Origin of the sequence: Clostridium sp. AF12-41 (genome assembly GCF_003461685.1) — a bacterium.
Lineage (GTDB): Bacteria > Bacillota > Clostridia > Lachnospirales > Lachnospiraceae > Otoolea > Otoolea fessa.
The window spans coordinates 748,638-769,415 of the sequence record NZ_QTXO01000001.1 but is presented as its reverse complement, the minus strand read 5'-3'; the positions used below and the strand labels follow the sequence as shown (position 1 = coordinate 769,415).

Here is a 20,778-nt window from a genome sequence, read left to right as displayed (position 1 = left end):
CCGGATGGGCAATCAGCGAAATTCTCCAATTCCCTGATGTAAATGCTGACAAAATATGGTATGATATAAGGTACGAGATTTCGAACCGACGGAACTGTGGGAAGACGAAGCAGTTACCGGGACAGGATAATGAAACGGCAGGTGATAGGAATGAAAGAGAGAATTAACCGGCTGGCGAAGGGAATCATCGATTCGGAACAGCCGAAGATGACCTGGTCGCCTGAAAAGATAGACGAGACGCTGCGGATGAATACCCTGATGCAGAGAAATTTATGGATCGGGAGCGAGAATGGATTAAGTGTGAAGGGATTTGTGTATTCCTCGAACCTGCGGGTGCGGATTCCAGGGGATAACAATTCCTTTGGCGGACTTCGGTGCCGGATCGTATATGAAGTGGACACTTCGTTCCTGACGGCAGGCGACACGATCACGGGTTCTTTTTATCTGGTGACAAACTGCGGGGAAGAGGAGATTCCGTATGAGTTTCACGTTGAGGTGGCAGACGCCGGGAAGACTTTAGGTGATCTGAAAACGGCGGAAGATTTTCTGCACGTCGCGGAAAATGATATGGAGACGGCGCTCCGGCTTTTGGAGTACCCGGATTTTGTGGAAGTGCCGTTTATGCAGGATTTGCATGTGCGGGCACTCTATGACGGCCTGAAAGGACACGGCAGCCGGGCGAATTTTATGGAAGAATTTCTAGTTGGACTGGGCGTGAAAAAGCCGGTCAGTCTGACGATCCCGGGCAAGGCGCGCATATATACCGATCTGGCTGAAAGCGTTGAGGACACCATCGAGATCCGGATGGATAACTGGGGCAGTGTGTACCTGGAGGTAACGGCGGACGGCGAGTTCCTCCATCTGCCGAAGAAGAGTGCGACGCAGGCGGATTTTGAAGATGGTCTGCTCCGTCTTCCGGTACGGATTCTGGCGGAGCGGCTGCATGCCGGAAAGAATTTCGGCGCCGTCCTGATTCACACTGCCAGAGAAACAGTGCGGATTCCGATCGAGGCGTCGGCTGCCGATGCGGGCGGATGCGACCGGGCACATATGTCATTCCAGAAAGAGCTTGGAAATTATCTGACTGCCCGTCTGGCGTATGAAAATGGGATCGGCGGCACGGAGGCGGTTCACCAGATGCAGCGGGAGCTGGATCTGATGAAAATGACGCACTATGACGCGGGACTGCGGCTTTTGCAGGCGGAATTATACCTTTTGACTGATCGGCGCGAGAAAGCGCAGACGATTTTAAAGGAGCTGCAGGATTCAGCGGCGCTTAAAATATCGGGCGACCGGAAGCTTAACTGCCTGTACCGCTATCTGTACGTGACGCTGACCGGCAATGCCGAGCAGAAGGACACTTTGATCCGCCTGCTGCAGCAGTATGCGTCGGAGGAGACGGGCAGCAGCCTGTTTTATTATCTGATGCTTCTGCGTCTGGATGAGGAACTGCAGAAAAATCCGGTTACGGTGCTGATCAGCATGGAGCAGGAGTTTAAGGATGGCTGTCACAGCCCATTCCTCTATGCGGCGGGACTGAAACTTCTGGAGAGTGATCCGATCCTTTTAGACAATGCGGGCAATTTTGAGCTTCATGCCCTGTACTATGGGGCACGCCGGAAAATCATCAGCCGCGAGCTGGCACTGGCGGCGGTCCGGGTAGTGCGTGCGTCCCGTTCGTACCGGGAGTTTTACAGACGTCTTTTGACGGAACTTTACGGGCTGTATCCGGAGACGGAGATTCTGGAGGCGCTCTGTGCAATGCTGATCCGGGGAGACTGCCGGGAGACAGCCTGTTTTGAATGGTATAGCCGGGCGCTGGAGGCAGATTTGAGTCTGACGCGCCTGTATGAATATTATTTATATGCGATGCCGGAGAATTATGACCGCCTGATGTCGCGTGAGGTATTTTTATACTTTTCGTATTCGGCAAATTTGGATGCGGGGTCACTGGCGAAGCTTTATGCGAACCTTCTTACATATGGAACGCCGGATTCGGATATTTACCGGATGTACGAGCGGGCGATGGAAGAGTTTGCGGTGGATCAGCTTTTCAAGGAACGGATAGACGGTGCCCTGGCGGTCCTGTACCGGAAATTGATCTATCCGGAACTGATCGATACGCAGATGGCGCGTGTCCTGCCGGGGATTTTGAAATCCTGCCGGGTAGAATGCCGGGAACCGGCGATGAAATACGTGGTGGTGCGCCATGAGGAGCAGATGACGGAGGACGCGTATGTGCTGAACGAGGGCACGGCGTATGTGCCGCTGTTTTCGGAGCGCGATCTGGTTCTATTCCAGGATGAAAATGAGACGCGGTATGCGCGGGTAAATTGCGCCATCCAGCCGGTATTTACGGATATGGAGGAACTTTTACAGACCTGTTTTGAAATGAATCCGATGCATCCGTTCCTCTTTATGAATGCGTGTGCAAAAGCCTGCCGCAAGGAGGTGCTGACCGGGGACGATGCGATTCTTTTGGAGCACGCGGATCAGAAGATGGAGCTGCACCCGCTGTTTAGGGCAAAGGTGCTGTCAGCGATCGTGCGGTATTATAAGAGGATGGCGGATGGGATTGAGGATGAGAAAAAGGATGGAAGTGTTTCATACCTTCTGAGTCTTGATAAGGATCAGCTGACGCGGGATGAGAGAAACGGCGTCTGCGGGACGCTGATCCGGTGCGGGCATTTCAGCGAGGCGTATGAGATGGTGTGCCGGTATGGTCTGGAAGGTCTGCCGGTCAATCTGCTGCTGCGGCTTTGCGGGAGAATGCTGCTTCAAAATCTCTTTGACCGGGATGACCACCTGCTTTATCTGACCTGGTATGTCTTTGAACACGAGAAGCCGGACAGTGTGATTCTCGATTATCTCTGCGAACATTTCAACGGTACGGTGGATCAGATGTACCGCGTCCTGATGCAGGGGCTGCGGCTCCGGGTGGAGACGTACGATCTGGAGGAACGGCTGGTGGCGCAGATGCTCTTTACCGGCAATACAGCAAAGTTAGACCGGGTGTTCGAGCTTTATGCGTCACGCAAGAAAACAGGGGAAAATATCGTGCGCGCGTATTTCACGGTCAAGAGCGTGGAATATTTTCTGGAAAACCGTCCGACGGACGACAAGGTGTTCGCATTTTTGGAGGGTGCTGTGCAGGGAAGCTCTGATCGGGAGCGGATCCCGGATATTTATCTGCTGGCGCTGACAAAGTATTATGCGACGCTGCCGGAGCTTTCGGAGGAACAGCGGCGCCTGTGCCAGTCGGTGGTGGATGTGCTTTTAGATGCGGGTATGATTTTTGCCTATTTTAAGGATCTGGCGCGGTTTATCCATATCCCGGGCAATATTTTAGATAAAGAAATCATCGAGTATCACGGAAACCGGGCGGTGCGCCCGTATCTGCGACTGCGGATTCTGCCGCAGGAGGAAGAGTTCCACTATGAGGAAATGCGTCTCGTTTACCGGGATATTTACATCCGTGAAAAGGTGATTTTTGAGGGCGAGACGCTGGAATATCAGATCGAAGAGGAAGAGGACGGCGTCCGGAAGACGAAAGAAAAGGGAGAGATTTCCTGCCGGGAGATTCCGGGACGCAGCCGGGAAAGCCGGTTTGCGGCGCTCAATGAGATGAGTCTTTCTTTAAAAGTAAATAACGAGACGGCGCTTCGGGAAAAGATGCGGGAGTACCAGAAGAGAGATGCGGCGGTAAGCGCACTTTTCCCGATCGCCTGAGGAAAGGGACAGACGGACAAACGATAGATGAATGGACTTATAATTGGCATGGATCTGTGTGATTCATGCACACATATATCCTGTCAGGGTCAGGAGACGATCTGGTCGGTTCCGACCCGGATCGGAAAAGAACCGGATTCGGACGTCTGGCGGGTGGCGGAGGAGAGTGCCGGGGGCGCGTTAGAGGGCATGGTAGTGGAAGATAAGCTACTTTCCCTGGCGATGAAGGACGGCACCGCCACGATCGACGGCGTCTGCTACGAGGGCTTATATCTGCTGAAAATGTTCCTGAAGCAGGTGCTTGCGATTCCCAGACAGGCGTCCGGAAAAGAAGAGATAGAAAACCTGGTGATCACGGTGCCAAAGCTTGAGGTAAAGCTGCTGGACTGCCTGATGTACTGTGCCGATTTTCTGGAAATCGACCGGAGCCGGGTGCATGTGATCAGTCACGCGGAGAGCTTTGTATATTACGTGATGAGCCAGAAACGGGAAGTCTGGAGCAACCAGGTGGGAATGTTTGAACTTTCGGAGAATGGTCTTCATTATTATGAATTGAGAGTGCAGCGCGGGCTGCGCCAGATGCAGGTGGTCGCGGATCAGGAGGAACTGGAGGAGTCATTCCACTTAAATGTGCTGGACAGCGACGCGGGCATCCAGATGGCAGACCGGATTCTTTCCTCCTGTGCGGAACGGCTGCTGCAGAAGCGCCTGTTTTCAGCGATCATCCTGACCGGCAGGGGATTTGCACAGACGGACTGGGCGGCAGATTTTATGCAGCAGATCTGCAAACGGCGCCGGGTGTTTGCGGAGATGGATGTATTTACCCGAGGGGCGCTGATCCGCTCGGAAGATCTCTGTGAAACGCAGAGTGCGTACCATTTTACCTGTATCTGTGAGGGGCGGCTGAAAACAACGGTTTCCCTAAAGATTCAGGAGCGTGAAAAAGAGGGACAGCTGGTGCTGGCATCCGCCGGGGACAGCTGGTATGAGACGAAAATGACGGCGGAATTTATCGTGTCGGGCACGCCGGAGGTAGAATTTTCACTCCAGCCGCTGGAACCGCGCAAAAAGAAGACGGTGAAGATTCCGCTCGAGGGATTCCCGAAACGCCCGGACCGGACGACCCGGATCGAGATGGCATTTGGATTTACAGGGGAAGACACGATGATCGTCATGATACGTGATTTGGGATTTGGAGAATTGTTTCCGGCGACAAACCGGATGATTAAACAAGAGGTTTCATTATGAGTCTGATACTTTGCCGGCAGGAGCCGGTTCGACATCCTTTTTACATAGAACGGCTGGGCGTCCATATCGCATCGTCGCAGGAGCTGTGTTATGTCATTTATCAGAATCCGCTTCTGGTGCTGGATGGATTTGTGGATGACCGCCTGATTGAGTTTATCCGTTCGGAGCTGGGACTTTCGTTTCTGGCCGGCAAACTGGAGGCATGGCAGCGGAGCGGCGAGAGCCAGGACGAGCTGCCGATCGTGATTCTGCAGGAGTGCTGTTATTATACGGCAAAGGAGATTGCGGCATACCGCCAGAAATTGGCGGCATTTCGCAAAATGAATGCGGCGGAGTTCCGGAAGGAGACGGCGGATTACTATTTCCGCCTGCGGCAGTTTGGGACGGCGATCTATTACTACAACCGGATTCTGGAGGACTGGCGGGTCAAATCGCTGACGGACGAATTTACCGCGAAGATCTGGAACAATATCGGGGCGGCGTATGCCGGGATTTTCTGGTTTGAGAAAGCGTTTACCGCTTATGAAATGGCGTACAATTTCGACAAGAGCCCGGAGATGCTGAAGCACCTGTACCAGCTTGCCTTGATTGACCCGAAGCTGGAGCTTAAGGAGCGGCATGCGGCTGCGATGACGCCGGAACAGAAAGAGATCTGGAGACGGGAACTCGACGAGGCGAACCAGACTGCGGAGAAGTGCGGGAATGTCCGCATGGTCGAGACGATGTTTGACCGCAATCCGGTCCGGCGGATGGAGAGTGCGGGAGAACTTTTAAATGGGTGGAAGCAGGAGTATCGGAAGATGCTCTAATTTTGCCCGCGCCCAGATACATCCCTTGGTCATGAGCACCGCGCTTTTTGGTTTTGTACCATTTCTTTACGAAAGGAGTTTTCCTATGCGCCTTCTGATTGTCCGCCATGCGGATCCTGATTACTCAATTGATTCCCTGACCCCAGCTGGCTGGGAGGAAGCAAAGCTTCTGGCAGACCGTCTGGCGCCGATTCCGGTGGCGGCTTATTATGTATCGCCGCTGGGGCGTGCGAAGGACACGGCATCCCTGACCTTAAAAAAAGCCTGCCGCACGGCAGAAACCTGCAGCTGGCTGCGTGAATTTGCCCCGCAGGCGGTACATCCGGGAAAGGATTCCGGGCACTGTGTCTGGGACTGGCTGCCGGATGCGTGGATGGCGGAGCCGAAGTATTTTGATAAGGATCACTGGCATGAAACAGAAGTCTTTCAGAACGCCCATGTAAAAGAAGAGTACGACTGGGTGACTGGAGAGCTTGACCGGCTGCTCAGACGGCACGGATATGTGAGAAATGGATTGTTTTACCAGGCCGTGGCACCGAATGAGGACACGATTGTTTTATTCTGTCATTTTGGCGTCGAGTGCGTCCTGCTTTCCCATCTTTTAAATATCTCTCCGATGCAGCTCTGGCACGGAACCTGTGCGGCACCGTCGTCGGTGACGGTGCTCTATACAGAAGAGCGCCGCTCCGGCGTTGCATCCTTCCGCATGAGCCGTTTTGGGGATGTTTCTCATCTGTATGCGGGTGGACGCGAGCCGTCGTTTGCGGCGCGGTTCTGTGAGGTGTATACACGGTTTGATCAACGGCATGACTGATGGATGTTTCTGTTATTATGTATCGCAATCGTTTGAATCAGCCGATAAATAAATTTTGTGTGAGATGCTATTTACTGCTCAGCATCCCAATATTTTTAATCAACACCGAGATTGTCCCGTCCATGTTGGTGATAAACTCCACATGGTCGGGATTTCTGTATTCTTCCATCGGGATCGTGATCTCGATGCCGGTGTCAGTGTACAGCTTCTGTTTCTGGAATTTCTTGATCGTCTGCTCATTTTTCGGCGCGACCGTCTCGTAGGAGAGGTTGTAGCGGTCGAGTTTTTCATCCAGCTCCTCGAGCATCTCCGGGCTGCCGGGAAATACTTTTTCGCGCAGTTCGGACACCTTGATTTCGCCCTGTTCCTCTAATTCATTACAGATAATGTCTTTGATTTCCATCTTTTTCTGTGCATCCTCGTCGCCGTAATATTTTTTGGCAACCTGATCGACGGCGCGGGTGACGATGTCGAGCTTGGATTTCTGGGAGAGCGGGGCGCGGCATTCGAGGAAGAGCTCGGAGAAATAGAAGCATTTTTCGCCGTTGACCTCATATTTTTTCTCAGCCAGAATCAGGGAGCCGTCGGAGAGATCGAGGACAAACGCCTCGGAGAGGCGCTGTCCCTGTCCCGGAAGCAGTGCGCGCTGTAAAATGATCTCGTTGCTGTTGCCGCCGTCCGTTTCCCTGGTCTGATGTGTGTAGGAGGTCTTGTAGTTCATCTTTAAGAATGCCAGATAATCCTTGCCCTTGCAGCCGAACACGGTCATCGCCACATCGGCGGCTGGAATGTCAATATTCGCATTCATGATGTCGTAGAGGCGCTCGGCGAGCTGTTTGCTCGTCTCGACGAAATTATCCGGGGTGCAGTTTTGCAGCAGCTCTTTGACCTCGGATCCTTCTGCAAATGTACAGTGCTTGACATCGTCACTTTCCGTTATTTTCTCGATATGCGCTTTCAGGAAGTCGGAGAAATCGGGTCCGACCTCCATGCTCTGGTCGGAGAGAACCGGGATTCCCACCGAAGAATCGAGGATGTGCACGATGGCTGCCTTTAAAATCATATCTTCACTTTTCAATGTTATCTTACCTCCAGGTTATAACTTCTTTTGTAGAACCATTCTCGACGCACTCAAAGGAAACGGAGTCGCCTGCCTGCACGAACGGAAGCCGCTCGGAAACGGTGATCGCAGCGGTGTAGACGCTGTCGGTGCGGTCATCGGTCAGCGTGAAATAGTAGTAGGTGTTACCGGAAACGACGACATTCTCGATCGCCTCGACCGTGCCGGAGACAGTTTCGCTTGCCGCCGGTTCCTTGGCAGTCGGATCTTCGATTTCCTCCTGTCCCAGCGTCTCACGGTAATTGCGCTTCGCCTCATCGATCGTCTGTCCGGTGCCGACGATCTGGTACTGCGCGACATCGACGAACGCATACATTTTCACAAGCCCTGCAGCATCTTTCAGGGAAATGAAATATGCCGGTCGTCCGGAAATATTTAAGAGAAGCGGGAAGGTCGCACTGTAATTTAAGTGCTGCACCTGTCCGCGCGCGGAATCCATTGCGGCGAGCTCGGTGGCGCCCGGAACGGTGTAAAATTTCGTTTCTTTCGTCCGCAGGTTGACGAGGACGAAGCCAATGTTCGACTCATCTGAGGTTACAGAGCTCATGCCGGTGTACAGCCACACATCGTCGTCGATGGCGAGATAGTTGTAGCCGTAGGTCGTCCGACGCACGCCGCGCTGACCGAAGATAGAGTTTAAATAACCATTCTGGAATCTGCCGTTGTCGTCGAGCTGTTCCATGATGAGGTTCGAATCATAGAGCTGGTCGATCCACTGCGGGACATCCGCCTTGGCGTACCACTTAGATTCGCCGGTCTCAGCATTGACGAGGATCGCGCCGTCGATGTCCTTGCCGTTCCACCAGCCGATCCGGTAGGCGATGGTCGGCGCCACCCAGTATGGGTTTCCATCGTCGTCGATCTCGAAGGAGACCGTCTCAAACATCCGTGTTGGGTAGCAGAAACGGATGTAGCGGTTGATATTGCGGAAGAAATATTCACTGGTGGAATACTTCATGCCGGAGGACAGCCAGACGAGATCGGTATTCTGATCGACCATATTGACAGCAATGTATGCCGGAAGTCCCTTCTTCTGGTTGTACAGCCACTTGATCGGGTCGGCATAGCGCAAAGGCGTCACGCGGTACGGTGTCCCCTTGTAGTTGATCTGTGTGTAATTTTCCTGAATCTCAAACTGGGAGACCAGGTCGGTCATCTCACCGAGCTTTTTGCTTCCGAGCCGGGAGGCGGTATCCTTATCAACGACCGGGATCTGCGACATGCCAAGCTCTGCGACATCTGAGGCAAAATCGCCCTCGGTAACGGTGATCAGATCGCGGTAGCGGGACGCATTAAAAAGCTGGACGCCCGCCGCCGAGGCGATCAGGGAAAAGAAAATCAGGACAGCGATTGCGATTGTGCCATATTTGCACGGGCGTCCCATCGCCTTAAAACCGGCAAACGGACTGCCGGAGGCGTCGGCGTACTTGCGCCGCAGAACCATCCGTCCGGTCACAGGATCGCGCACGATCTCAACGCCGCGGTTTTGCTGCACTGTTTTCAGGAATATGAGAATGCTTTCCATAAAGTTGACTGCCAGTACAATCAGAATGCAGATAATCAGGAATACGATGAAATCCTGATCGTGCAGATTGATGGCTGGCATCATGGTGTAGAACACCAGAAAAATAAGGACGGCAGAGAGAAACAGACGCCCAAACGCCGAAGTGAATTTTTTCAAAATAGAACCCTCCTGACTCGTTTTATGATAAAAAATAGCTGTTCCCATGAAAAAAGGATTTCGCTGATTGTAAATGTGATAGAACTCTATTGTATCGCATGACGAGAGATAAAATCAAGCCCGGTAACGGAATTTGCCGTGGCTTCGCATTTAAATACGGCAAATTCCCAGGTTGAAGTCGGGAAAAAAACAGTTGTCCTTCCGCCGAAAATATGCTATGATTACTATGTTTATTCAGGAGGTGCGAAGATGATCAAGACGATCCTTACGATCATATTTATTATTATCTGTGTATTCCTGTCGGCGGTAATCCTACTGCAGGAGGGCAAATCGGCAGGTCTGTCCGGTTCCATCGGCGGTATGGCTGACAGCTACTGGGGCAGAAATAAAAGCCGTTCTATGGAAGGAAAGCTGGAGAAGCTGACCAAATATGCTGCAATTCTGTGGCTGATCCTTGCATTAGTTTTGAATTTGAAATTCCTGTAAGGAACCTTTAAGAGGCTGTCGCGTGGCAGCGGGATCTGTTTCCTGAATCTGATATTTGCCGGTGGTTTCCGAGCAGATGCAGGGGTGAGAGGCAGAGAGCGCTGGACGTGGCAGCTTTTTTTCATAGGAAATGGTGCGAGAATGTGAATTAAGAAAGAGAAGTGAGATAGATTTGAACATATTTGATAAAATCATGGGAAAAATAAAGAGAAGCGAGGCTCAGAAATACGCAAAACAGAAGAAGCGCCAGGCGCAGATGCAGAGTGCGGCAGCTTCACAGAAAGAGGAAGGACAGAAAATGCCGGAAAATCGCAGGAGAGAAAGAGAGGCGTTTGAAAAACGTCAGCAGACGGAGATGAAGCTCTCGGATGAGATGCTGGAGACGATCCGGAAAAATGCAGAACAGCGGTTTGCGATGCGGAAAGAAGAAGCGCGGGAAGAGAAAATGTCCGGAGAAAGCCGGGAGAGCAGCGTACAGCGCCAGATTGACGGGGATGGGCTGATCGGAGAGTGGGAAGAGAGGTACGGAAAAAAGAAGAAAAAGTCGGAGCGTGCGAAAGGTCCGAAAGAGGAATCGGTGCGCCGGAAAAAGGATAAAGCGGGAAAGAAAGACCGTGATCGGAAGCTTGAACGTGAGATGGATAAGAAGCGCGAAAAGCGCGGTGAGAAGAAGTGTGAGGATGCTGGCGCTTCCGAGGAGGAGTTTACCCGCCGCTGCAAGATGATTCAGGATGTCATGAATGAACCGGCATACGTGCCGATGAAGCTGAAGGAGCTGGCACTTCTTTTAAATATTCCGAAGGAACAGCGCCGGGAGCTGCAGCGGGTTATCGATCATCTGCTGGAAGAGGGAAAAATCAGCATGTCCCGCAAGGGCAAGCTGGGTCGCCCGGAGACGTTTTCAGAGGCAGGTATTTATTCGGGACACCCGAAGGGCTTCGGTTTCGTGACAATCGAGGGACGTGAGCAGGATGTGTTCGTTCCGCGTGAAAAAACAAAGGGCGCGATGCACGGCGATAAGGTGCTGGTTGTGATTGAGCAGGAGAGCAACGGCGGACACAGGGCTGAGGGAAGTATCGTGCGGATCCTGGAGCACGCCAATCAGGAGCTGGTCGGTCTGTATGAGAAAAACGGCGGTTTCGGCTTTGTGATCCCGGACAATCCACGGATTTCACGCGACATTTTCATCCCCCAGGGGTGTGACGCGGGTGCGGTGACCGGTCATAAGGTTATCGTGAAGATCAAGGATTACGGAAACAGCCCGGATAAGAAGCCGGAGGGCGTGATCACCAGCATTCTCGGACATATGAACGATCCGGGAGTCGATATTTTATCGATCGTGAAAGCATACGGTCTGCCGGAAGAATTTCCGCCGGAGGTCATGGCGCAGCTTGAAGAGATCCCGGATGCCGTCCGCGAGGAGGACAAGGCGGGACGCAAGGATCTGCGCGATCTGCCGACAGTCACGATTGATGGTGAGGAAGCGAAAGATCTCGACGATGCGATCACGCTGGAGAAGACGGAGCAGGGTTACCGGCTCGGTGTACACATCGCGGATGTGACCCATTATGTCCGCGAGGGCAGCCCGCTTGATCGCGAGGCATTAAAGCGCGGAACGAGCGTGTATCTGACCGACCGCGTCATTCCGATGCTGCCGCATAAACTCTCAAACGGTATCTGTTCCCTGAATCAGGGCGAGGATCGCCTGGCGCTGAGCTGTATCATGGAGATCAATGACAAAGGCGTCGTGCTCGGACATGAGATTGCAGAGACATTGATCCGCGTCGATCGCCGGATGACGTATACGGCGGTCAATGCGATCATCACGGATGATGATGCAGAGACAAAGGAGAAATATAAGGAATTTGTGGATTTATTCCTGCAAATGAAAGAACTTTCGCAGCTTCTTTGCAAGAGACGCCAGGAGCGCGGTGCGATCGACTTCGACTTTCCAGAGAGCAAGATTTTACTCGACGCCAAAGGACGCCCGATCGAGATCAAGCCGTATGAGCGCAACGCGGCGACGAAGCTTATCGAGGATTTCATGCTGATGGCAAATGATACGGTAGCCGAGGACTATTATTGGCAGGAAATTCCGTTCCTCTACCGAATCCATGAGAAACCGGATGAGGAGAAGATGGCGAAACTAGGCACGTTCATCAACAACTTCGGATATACATTGCGGATGCCGGGCGGCGAAGTCCATCCGAAAGAGCTGCAAAAGCTGCTTGAAAAGATAGAGGGCACGCCGGAGGAGGCATTGCTCAGCCGTCTGACGCTGCGCTCCATGAAACAGGCGAAATATTCGACCTTGAACTCCGGTCATTTTGGATTGGCGGCGAAATACTATACCCATTTCACCTCCCCGATCCGCCGTTATCCGGATCTGCAGATCCACCGGATCATCAAAGAATGCCTCCACGGCAATATGGATGCGCGAAAAACCGCCCATTTTGAGAAAATCCTGCCGGAAGTGGCAGTCCAGACCTCGGCCCTGGAGCGCCGCGCTGACGAAGCCGAGCGCGAAACCGATAAGATGAAGAAAGTCCAGTACATGGAACATTACATCGGAGAAGAATTCGAGGGAGTCATTTCCGGTGTCACCAACTGGGGCTTCTATGTCGAGCTGCCGAACACGGTTGAAGGATTAGTTCATGTCAATGAACTGCGCGGCGACTATTTCGTATTTGACGAAGCACACTATGAGCTGGTCGGAGAGATGACGAGAAAGACGTACAAACTCGGTCAGACCATCCGCGTCCGCGTGACTGCGTGCGACCGGTATGCGAGGACGATTGATTTTATGCCGGCAGTGTACTGGAAGTAGGAGATTGTAAAATAAGATGTAAAAAGTAGAGAGGAAAAGAGGGATTAAAATGGGAGCAGGAATCAAGATGGTGGCGAACAATAAGAAAGCCTACCATGATTATTTTATTGATGATAAATTCGAAGCCGGGATTGAGTTGTTCGGTACCGAGGTTAAATCGATCCGCATGGGTAAATGCAGCATCAAGGAAGCATTTATCAAGATCGAGAGCGACGGTCAGGTGTATGTATTCGGCATGCATATCAGTCCATATGAGAAGGGAAATATCTTTAATAAAGATCCGCTGCGTGTGCGGAAACTCCTTCTTCACAAACTGGAGATCCGCCGCCTGATGTCGATGATCAAAGAAAAAGGATACACGCTGGTACCGCTGCAGGTGTATTTTAAAGGAAGTCTCGTAAAAGTGGAGATTGGTCTGGCACGTGGTAAGAAGCTGTATGATAAGAGAGACGATCTGGCGAAAAAGGACGCGAAGCGGGAGATTGACCGGGCGTTTAAGGCGAGACAGAAATAAAAGAAAAGATTCCATCTATGTACCGACTTCCAAATGTTAGACCTAAAAATCTAACGATTGGAGGTCGGTATTTTTGCGGCTAAATATTCTTTTGAACTTAAATTTCTGTTTCGTTGTAAAAACAACTGAATTTCTGCCGGTATTTTTTTATAATACGCTTGTAAAGCTAAGAAAGACAAAAAGCCGGAAGCCTGGAAGTGCGCGAATGTGTTCTTGAACGTGAGGGTGCCGCAGGTTAGAAATAATGGCAGTTGATTGCAGAACAACGAAAAGGAGTTATAAAGTATGGAGCGGAAAATGTTTTGTTACCAGTGTGAGCAGACGGCAGGCTGTACGGCCTGTACCGGCAATGCCGGTGTGTGCGGCAAGAGAGCGGACACCGCCAGGCTGCAGGATAAGCTGACGGGTGCGCTGATTGGTCTTGCAAGAGCGACGGAAGGCAATGAATACCTGATTACCGGGGATACCAGCAGACTTGTATTGGAAGGATTGTTTACCACGGTAACAAATGTGAATTTTAACAATGACACCATCACTGAATTGATCCGTCGGGTTGAAAAAGAGAGAGAACGCCTGGTGCCTGATTGTTTCGTGTGCACGGTCTCCTGCGGCAAAAATAACAATTATGATATGAATAATCTCTGGGAGGCAGACGAGGATGTCCGTTCTCTGAAATCGCTGATTTTGTTCGGAATCCGCGGCGTTGCGGCGTATGCTTACCACGCGGCCGTTCTGGGATATACCGATGACACGATCAATCGCTTCTTTTTTAAGGCGCTCTTTGCGATCGGCATGGATGACTGGGGCATGGACGAGCTGCTTCCGATTGTCCTGGAAGTGGGTGAAATCAACCTCAAGTGCATGGCGCTTCTGGATCGAGCCAACACCGAGACTTATGGAAATCCTGTTCCGACGCAGGTGTCTCTGACCGTGGAGAAAGGCCCGTTTATCGTTATCAGCGGCCATGATTTATACGATTTAAAACAGCTCCTTGAGCAGACGAAAGATAAGGGCATCAACATCTACACTCACGGTGAAATGCTTCCGGCGCACGCTTATCCGGAACTGAAAAAGTATCTTCACCTGAAGGGCAATTTCGGCACGGCATGGCAGAACCAGCAGAAGGAATTTGCAGATATTCCGGCTCCGGTTCTCTTTACGACGAACTGCCTGATGCCTCCGAAAAAGAGCTATGCCGACCGGGTGTTTACGACGGAAGTCGTGTCCTATCCGGAAATGGTACACATCGGCAAAGAGAGAGATTTTACGCCGGTTATTGAAAAGGCACTTTCACTGGGCGGTTATCCTGAGGATATGCATTTTACAGGCATAAACGGCGGCAAAACAGTCATGACTGGATTTTCCCACCATGCGGTTCTTTCAGTGGCGGATACGGTCATCGATGCCGTTAAATCGGGAGCCATCAAACATTTCTTCCTGGTCGGCGGATGTGACGGTGCCAAGCCGGGACGCAATTATTATACCGAATTTGTAAAGCAGACACCGGCAGACAGCATTGTTCTGACCCTTGCCTGCGGCAAATACCGGTTCAATGATCTGGATCTGGGTACGATTGGCGGTCTTCCGAGAATAATGGATATGGGACAGTGCAACGACGCTTACAGCGCCATCAAGGTTGCGGTGGCACTGGCAGAAGCATTTGACTGCGGTGTCAACGATCTGCCGCTTTCCATGGTGCTCTCCTGGTATGAGCAGAAAGCAGTGTGTATCCTGCTGACACTGCTTCATCTGGGGATCAAAAATATTCTCCTCGGACCGTCCCTTCCGGCATTTATCTCTCCGAATGTGCTGCAGTATCTGGTGGAAAATTATAACATTGCACCGATCAGCACACCGGAGGAGGATCTGCACAGATGATATTGGGCGCGAGTGCAAAAGCCCCGATCGAGGGGATAATTGTACGTCTCTATTCTTTTGTAACGTGCAGCTATGAATTTGACAATGCTCGGACGATTCTGTATGCGTATGAGACAACGGAATAATTAAGCGGATATTCGATGAAAAAGGAAATAGATAAAAAGAAGTCGTGATAATATAATAAGGACGCAGAACCGCCGCAAAAAAGTATAAATAAAAAGGCAGCTATAAAACAGATAAAGAAATTCAAAGAAATATCTGTTTTACAGCTGCTTTTTATTTACAGGCTTGTGCGATATATTTTAAACTGCCTCCTGTTTTTGCAGTTTCGTCAATTTCCGCCAGATGGTAAAGAGCATCGTTCCAAAGCAGGCAATTCCGCCGATAAAGTTGGAAATTGGTTCGGCGGCGAATACGCCGTTGGTTCCCATTCCGAACATACCTGGCAGCAGGAGAGTCAGCGGAACAACGATAATTACTTTTCGGAAAATAGAGAAAAAGATCGCTTTTTTGGATTCGCCCAGACCGACGAAAATCGACTGTCCGGAGAATTGGAGCGACATCATAAAGAATCCGAAAAAGTATAAGCGGATCGCCGGAATACCTGCCGCAATGAGTTCTGCATCCTGATTAAAAATGCGGATAAAGAATGCTGGGAAACCATCGACGATCAGCCAGATACCGGTCGTATATAAAATTGCAATAAAAGAGGTAAAGACGATTGCCTTTTTAACGCGGCCGTATTCTTTTGCCCCATAATTGAAACCGAGCACCGGCTGAGCGCTGTGGGTAACGCCGGTTACCGGAAGAGTTGCAATTTCACGGATGGAGTTGATAACGGTCATAACACCGACGTAGAGATCGCCGCCGTATACCTGTAAGGTTGCGTTGCACATGATCTGGACGGTGCAGTTGGTGATCGCCATCGTGAAACCGGACAGACCGAGTCCGACGATTTTCCGGACCCTCCGTGCGGAAAGGCGCATCGAAGAACGTCTCAGTTTCAGAATTGTTTTGTCACTGGTTAAAAACCGCAGAATCCAGATGGCAGAGAGAAGCTGCGACAGGATGGTGGCGAGCGCCGCGCCGCGGATTCCCATGTGAAGCATAAAGATAAAAATCGGGTCGAGCAGGATATTGGCGGCAGCGCCCAAAAGGACGGTCATCATGCCGATGCGCCCGAATCCCTGTGAATTGATGAACGAGTTCATGCCGAGTCCGACCATCACGAACAGGCTGCCGAGCAGATAGATTGTAATGTAGGCGTCCGCATATGGATAAGTAGCGTCGCTGGCTCCGAACAGATACAGCATTGGTTTGCGGAATATCAGGCAGAGTACGGTCAGAAGCATACCGGAAATAACCATCATGGAGAAGGAATTTCCCATGATCGCCTCGGCTTCTTTGATATCCCCGCGTCCGCGCTCAATTGAGCAGAGCGGCGCGCCGCCCATGCCAAACAGGTTGGCAAATGCGATGACGAGCGTGATGATCGGCAGCGAAAGCCCGATGCCGGTCAAAGATAGGGTGGCATGATCGGGTATGCGTCCGATGTAGATGCGGTCAACGATGTTGTACAGGACATTGATAAGCTGCGCCAACGTCATCGGGATCGCGAGATTCATGATATTTTTAACGATACTTCCTTTGGAAAAATCGTTCTGTGTATTGGAAGCACTCATACAAACTCCTTTTTTCTTGCGTTTGGATACAATCTGATATTATAATAAGAAAAAAGAAATTTGTCCAGAGAGAAAGTCATTCAAAAGAGATTCAAAAAGGAAGTATATTATCAAAAAATGCGTTTTATTGAAATGGAGATTACTCTGATTGATGAAAAACTTGGTTTTTAAACGAATCGATATTGCACAAATAAGAGATTTGTGCTATTCTCAAAGAAAACGAAAGGGGTATGTATTATGCCGAGAGGACCGAAACGTTCTGCATTAGAAGTAAACAAAGAGAAGCTGGCAGCGGTAGAAGAGAAGCTGGCTAAATTAGAAGAAACCGTTAAAGCTCTGAAAGCAGAGAAAAAGGAATTAGCGGCTGAGATTCGTAAAGCTGAATTAAGCGAATTACTGGATGCGATCGAAGAGAGCAATTTAAGCGTAAACGATGTTCATGAGTTTATTAAACAGAATTCTGAGCAGAAATAAATTAAAGAGTGATAAATTATTGTATTCAAAGAATGAAAAGAGAACTGGAAATTAGGGACATCCTGATTTTTGGTTCTCTTTTTTTGTTTGCGGAAAGACGTTTGCAAACGAGAAACATATGAAAGAATGCCGATGTATAAACAGAGGGTTGTTTGAATCGGATTTGAGCCGGGATTGGTGGATGAAACTGGCTTAATGATAAAAAGGAACCGTGCAAAAGAAAGGCGCATATGCTACAATAGGAATATTCAATCAGAGGAACTTGAGATGACTTCTTTGAACGACCCGGTACATCAAAGAGAAATAGAAGAAAAAAAACGAGGTTCCGGGAAAAGAACCGTTCAGATATTTAAAAAGAAAAAGAAAGGAATGAATATGGATCAAAATACGCTTCTTGGGGTTTTGATTCCGTTTGTCGGTACGACGGCGGGAGCAGCCTGCGTCTTTTTTTTGAAAAATGAGTTAAAGCCGATCATCCAGAAAACGCTTCTGGGATTCGCATCGGGGGTGATGGTGGCGGCGTCGGTCTGGTCACTTTTAATTCCGTCGATGAATATGTGCGAAGCGATGGGGCATCTGGCATTTCTGCCGGCATCCATTGGTTTTATGGTGGGTATTCTGATGCTGCTTTTGCTGGATCGTGTGATCCCGCATCTGCATCTGGGAAGTGATGAGCCGGAGGGGCATGTGTGCGGGCTCAAGAAGACGACGATGCTGGTTCTGGCGGTCACACTTCACAATATCCCGGAGGGCATGGCAGTCGGAGTGGTGTTTGCCGGATTCTTAGCAGAAAAGAGCGGTATCACGCTTGCAGCGGCGCTGGCGCTTTCGCTTGGAATCGCGATTCAGAACTTCCCGGAGGGAGCGATCATTTCCCTGCCACTTCGGAGTGAGTCAGGGATGAGCCGGAAAAAGGCATTTGCGATGGGAACACTCTCCGGTATCGTCGAGCCGATCGGGGCGCTTGCGACGATCGCCGCGTACCGCTATCTGGAACCGGTTCTGCCGGTTCTCCTGGCGCTTGCAGCAGGGGCGATGATTTACGTGGTTGTGGAGGAACTGATTCCAGAGTCGGCGCAGGGCAGTCATTCCGATATGGGAACGATCGGATTTGCGGTTGGATTTGTGCTGATGATGATTCTGGATGTGGCGCTGGGATAAAAGAAAGCTGCCAGTGCTGGCATGGAATCTGGTTGCCTAGAGAAGAGACGAACATTTGTTCTAAAAAATGCATTGCAAAATTTTTGAATTTATGTAATAATATTTGTAGCTGTTCAGTAGGTCCGCGCATTTACTGCGCTGACCGTACGAAAACATGGACCAGCATGCAAAAATCCCATTGCCGCAGGCAATTTTTAATGGTTTTTTGCGCGTGACTGTGAAGGTACTGAACAGTTACTAATATTTTATAGTGAATGAGAACGGTTTACTACTTTTTTCAAAGTCATAAAATAGATATGTATTATTATTTTTATAAGTAGAAGAAATCAGCTTGACCTGTGAAATAAAAGCTGCCGTTTGCATCACACGTGTAAATGGCAGCCAATATTATTCCCAGGTCGGGCACAGGAGGAATGAATCTATGGGTAAAACACAGTATGATGCGGACAGCATAACGGTCCTGGAGGGGCTGGAGGCTGTCCGTAAGCGTCCTGGTATGTATATAGGAAGTGTGGGAACGAAGGGACTGAATCACCTGATCTATGAGATCGTGGACAACTCGGTCGATGAGCACCTGGCGGGCGCCTGTTCCCAGATCCGCGTGACGCTGGAGGCGGACGGCTCCTGCACCGTCCGGGACAATGGACGCGGTATTCCGGTGGAGATGCATAAAAAGGGTGTGGCGGCGGAGCGAATCGTACTCTCGACCTTGCACGCGGGCGGCAAGTTTGACAACAATGCGTACAAGACGAGCGGTGGTCTGCACGGCGTCGGTTCGTCGGTTGTCAACGCCCTCTCAGCGCATCTGGAGGTCAATGTATATAAGAATGGACAGATTCATCACGATGCGTATGAGCGCGGCATCCCGACGGTTGAGCTGATCGATGGTCTTCTGCCGGTGGTCGGAAAGACAAGAGAGACCGGAACGGAGATCAATTTCCTGCCGGATCCGGAGATTTTTGAAAAAACGCGGTTCAAGGCGGACTGGCTCAAGAGCCGCCTGCATGAGACGGCATATCTGAACCCAAAGCTGACGATTCTTTATGAGAATAAGCGGGCGGGCGAGGCTGAAAAGGTGACTTATTCGGAGCCGGACGGCATCGTGGCGTATGTGCGTGAGCTGAACAGCACGAAGACGCCGATTCATGATCCGATTTATTTCAAGGGCGTCAGCGACCAGATCGAGGTTGAAGTGGCATTCCAGTTTGTCGATGCATTTGAGGAAAATGTACTCGGCTTCTGCAACAATATTTTCACACAGGAGGGCGGCACGCATCTGGCGGGCTTTAAGACGCGTTTTACCCAGATGATCAACAACTATGCGAAAGAGCTGGGAATCCTGAAGGAAAAAGATACAAAATTTACAGGACCGGATACGAGAAACGGCATGACGGCGGTTGTGGCGGTCAAGCATCCGGATCCGATCTTTGAGGGGCAGACGAAGACAAAGCTGGCGAGTGCCGATGCGACAAAAGCGGTGTTCAGCGTGACAGGGGACGAGCTGCAGCTTTATTTTGACCGGAATTTAGAGGTATTGAAGGCGATCATCGCCTGTGCGGAGAAATCTGCAAAGATCCGGAAGGCAGAGGAACGCGCCAAGACCAATATGCTGACGAAATCCCGTTTTTCCTTTGACAGCAACGGAAAGCTGGCAAACTGTGAGAGCCGCGAGGCAGAGAAATGTGAGATTTTCATTGTCGAGGGAGATTCCGCGGGCGGTTCAGCTAAGATGGGACGAAACCGCCGCTATCAGGCGATCCTGCCGATCCGGGGCAAGATTTTAAATGTGGAGAAAGCTTCGATGGACAAGGTGTTGGCGAATGCCGAGATCAAGACGATGATCAATGCGTTCGGCTGCGGCTTTTCGGAAGGATATGGCAATGATTTCGATATTGCGAAGCTGCGTTACCACAAGATCGTCCTGATGACGGATGCCGATGTGGACGGAAGCCATATTGATACGCTGCTTCTGACTTTCTTATACCGTTTTATGCCGGAATTGATTCAGAACGGGCACGTATATATTGCGATGCCGCCGTTATTTAAGGTGATTCCGAAAAAGGGAAAAGAAGAGTATCTATACGATGAGAAAGCGTTGGAGCGCTACCGCAGAACCCACACAGGGGAATTTACCCTGCAGCGCTACAAAGGTCTGGGCGAGATGGATGCGGAACAGCTCTGGGAGACGACGTTAAACCCGGAGAACCGTGTGCTAAAGCGTGTGGAGATCGAGGATGCCCGAATGGCGTCGGAGATCACGGAGATGCTGATGGGAAGCGACGTGCCGCCGAGACGGCAGTTTATCTACGATCACGCGGATGAGGCGGAGATAGATGCTTAATAGAAAGATTATGA

General features: G+C 50.8%; 15 protein-coding genes. 12 read left to right on the top strand and 3 right to left on the bottom strand.

Translation table 11 applies throughout. From position 1 onward, the window contains the following. The first annotated feature begins 150 nt into the window (after positions 1 to 150). The 4 genes from DWV73_RS03305 to DWV73_RS03290 all read left to right on the top strand — a co-directional run bounded on the left by DWV73_RS03305 (position 151) and on the right by DWV73_RS03290 (position 6,600). Entirely contained in the window at positions 151 to 3,729 is a 3,579-nt protein-coding gene (locus tag DWV73_RS03305) for a DUF5717 family protein (RefSeq protein ID WP_117795679.1), read from the top strand. Positions 3,730 to 3,756: 27 nt separating this feature from the next. Beyond that, on the top strand, positions 3,757 to 4,977 hold the full coding sequence (locus DWV73_RS03300) for a DUF5716 family protein (protein ID WP_117795677.1): 1,221 nt from the start codon (positions 3,757 to 3,759) through the stop codon (positions 4,975 to 4,977). Beyond that, positions 4,974 to 5,786 carry a hypothetical protein gene (locus tag DWV73_RS03295; protein ID WP_117795675.1) on the top strand — a complete coding sequence of 271 codons (813 nt, stop codon included), beginning with the start codon at positions 4,974 to 4,976 and terminating at the stop codon, positions 5,784 to 5,786. Before DWV73_RS03300 ends, DWV73_RS03295 begins: the two co-directional genes overlap by 4 nt. Before the next feature lie 85 nt (positions 5,787 to 5,871). Beyond that, a complete protein-coding gene (locus DWV73_RS03290) occupies positions 5,872 to 6,600 on the top strand; it encodes a histidine phosphatase family protein (protein WP_117795673.1) in 729 nt (242 codons plus the stop codon). 67 nt (positions 6,601 to 6,667) lie between these two features. On the opposite strand, the gene DWV73_RS03285 is transcribed toward DWV73_RS03290, so the two are convergent. Both DWV73_RS03285 and DWV73_RS03280 read right to left on the bottom strand, forming a co-directional pair. Next, positions 6,668 to 7,678 carry a nucleoid-associated protein gene (locus tag DWV73_RS03285; protein ID WP_117795671.1) on the bottom strand — a complete coding sequence of 337 codons (1,011 nt, stop codon included), beginning with the start codon at positions 7,676 to 7,678 and terminating at the stop codon, positions 6,668 to 6,670. Positions 7,679 to 7,685: 7 nt separating this feature from the next. Then, positions 7,686 to 9,401, bottom strand: a complete 1,716-nt coding sequence (locus DWV73_RS03280; RefSeq protein ID WP_022358765.1) for a hypothetical protein — start codon at positions 9,399 to 9,401, stop codon at positions 7,686 to 7,688. Between the two features lie 249 nt (positions 9,402 to 9,650). Here DWV73_RS03280 and secG point away from each other — a divergent pair, with 249 nt between their 5' ends. From secG to DWV73_RS13070, 5 genes are all read left to right on the top strand, one after another. Next, positions 9,651 to 9,887 (top strand): preprotein translocase subunit SecG, encoded by a 237-nt coding sequence (gene secG, locus DWV73_RS03275; protein ID WP_107000428.1) that lies wholly within the window; start codon positions 9,651 to 9,653, stop codon positions 9,885 to 9,887. 721 nt (positions 9,888 to 10,608) lie between these two features. Continuing rightward, positions 10,609 to 12,714: a ribonuclease R gene (gene rnr, locus DWV73_RS03270; protein WP_117795822.1), complete on the top strand. Its 2,106-nt coding sequence runs from the start codon at positions 10,609 to 10,611 to the stop codon at positions 12,712 to 12,714. Between the two features lie 49 nt (positions 12,715 to 12,763). After that, entirely contained in the window at positions 12,764 to 13,228 is a 465-nt protein-coding gene (smpB, locus tag DWV73_RS03265) for an SsrA-binding protein SmpB (RefSeq protein WP_107000032.1), read from the top strand. Positions 13,229 to 13,513: 285 nt separating this feature from the next. Further along, on the top strand, positions 13,514 to 15,106 hold the full coding sequence (hcp, locus tag DWV73_RS03260) for a hydroxylamine reductase (RefSeq protein WP_181986198.1): 1,593 nt from the start codon (positions 13,514 to 13,516) through the stop codon (positions 15,104 to 15,106). Then, positions 15,103 to 15,231, top strand: a complete 129-nt coding sequence (locus tag DWV73_RS13070) for a hypothetical protein (RefSeq protein ID WP_270523488.1) — start codon at positions 15,103 to 15,105, stop codon at positions 15,229 to 15,231. The genes hcp and DWV73_RS13070 overlap by 4 nt, the downstream gene beginning before the upstream one ends. Before the next feature lie 177 nt (positions 15,232 to 15,408). Here the strand turns inward: DWV73_RS13070 and DWV73_RS03250 are convergent, their stop codons facing one another. Then, positions 15,409 to 16,788 carry an MATE family efflux transporter gene (locus DWV73_RS03250; RefSeq protein ID WP_117795667.1) on the bottom strand — a complete coding sequence of 460 codons (1,380 nt, stop codon included), beginning with the start codon at positions 16,786 to 16,788 and terminating at the stop codon, positions 15,409 to 15,411. Positions 16,789 to 17,025: 237 nt separating this feature from the next. Between DWV73_RS03250 and DWV73_RS03245 the strand changes: the two genes are divergently transcribed. The 3 genes from DWV73_RS03245 (at position 17,026) to DWV73_RS03235 (ending at position 20,764) form a co-directional block, all read left to right on the top strand. Further along, positions 17,026 to 17,262, top strand: coding sequence for a hypothetical protein (locus DWV73_RS03245; RefSeq protein WP_022360338.1), 237 nt, complete (start codon positions 17,026 to 17,028; stop codon positions 17,260 to 17,262). A gap of 375 nt (positions 17,263 to 17,637) precedes the next feature. After that, positions 17,638 to 18,423 carry a ZIP family metal transporter gene (locus DWV73_RS03240; RefSeq protein WP_117795818.1) on the top strand — a complete coding sequence of 262 codons (786 nt, stop codon included), beginning with the start codon at positions 17,638 to 17,640 and terminating at the stop codon, positions 18,421 to 18,423. Positions 18,424 to 18,844: 421 nt separating this feature from the next. Beyond that, positions 18,845 to 20,764, top strand: a complete 1,920-nt coding sequence (locus tag DWV73_RS03235; RefSeq protein WP_117795665.1) for a DNA gyrase subunit B — start codon at positions 18,845 to 18,847, stop codon at positions 20,762 to 20,764. The last annotated feature ends 14 nt before the right edge of the window (positions 20,765 to 20,778 follow it).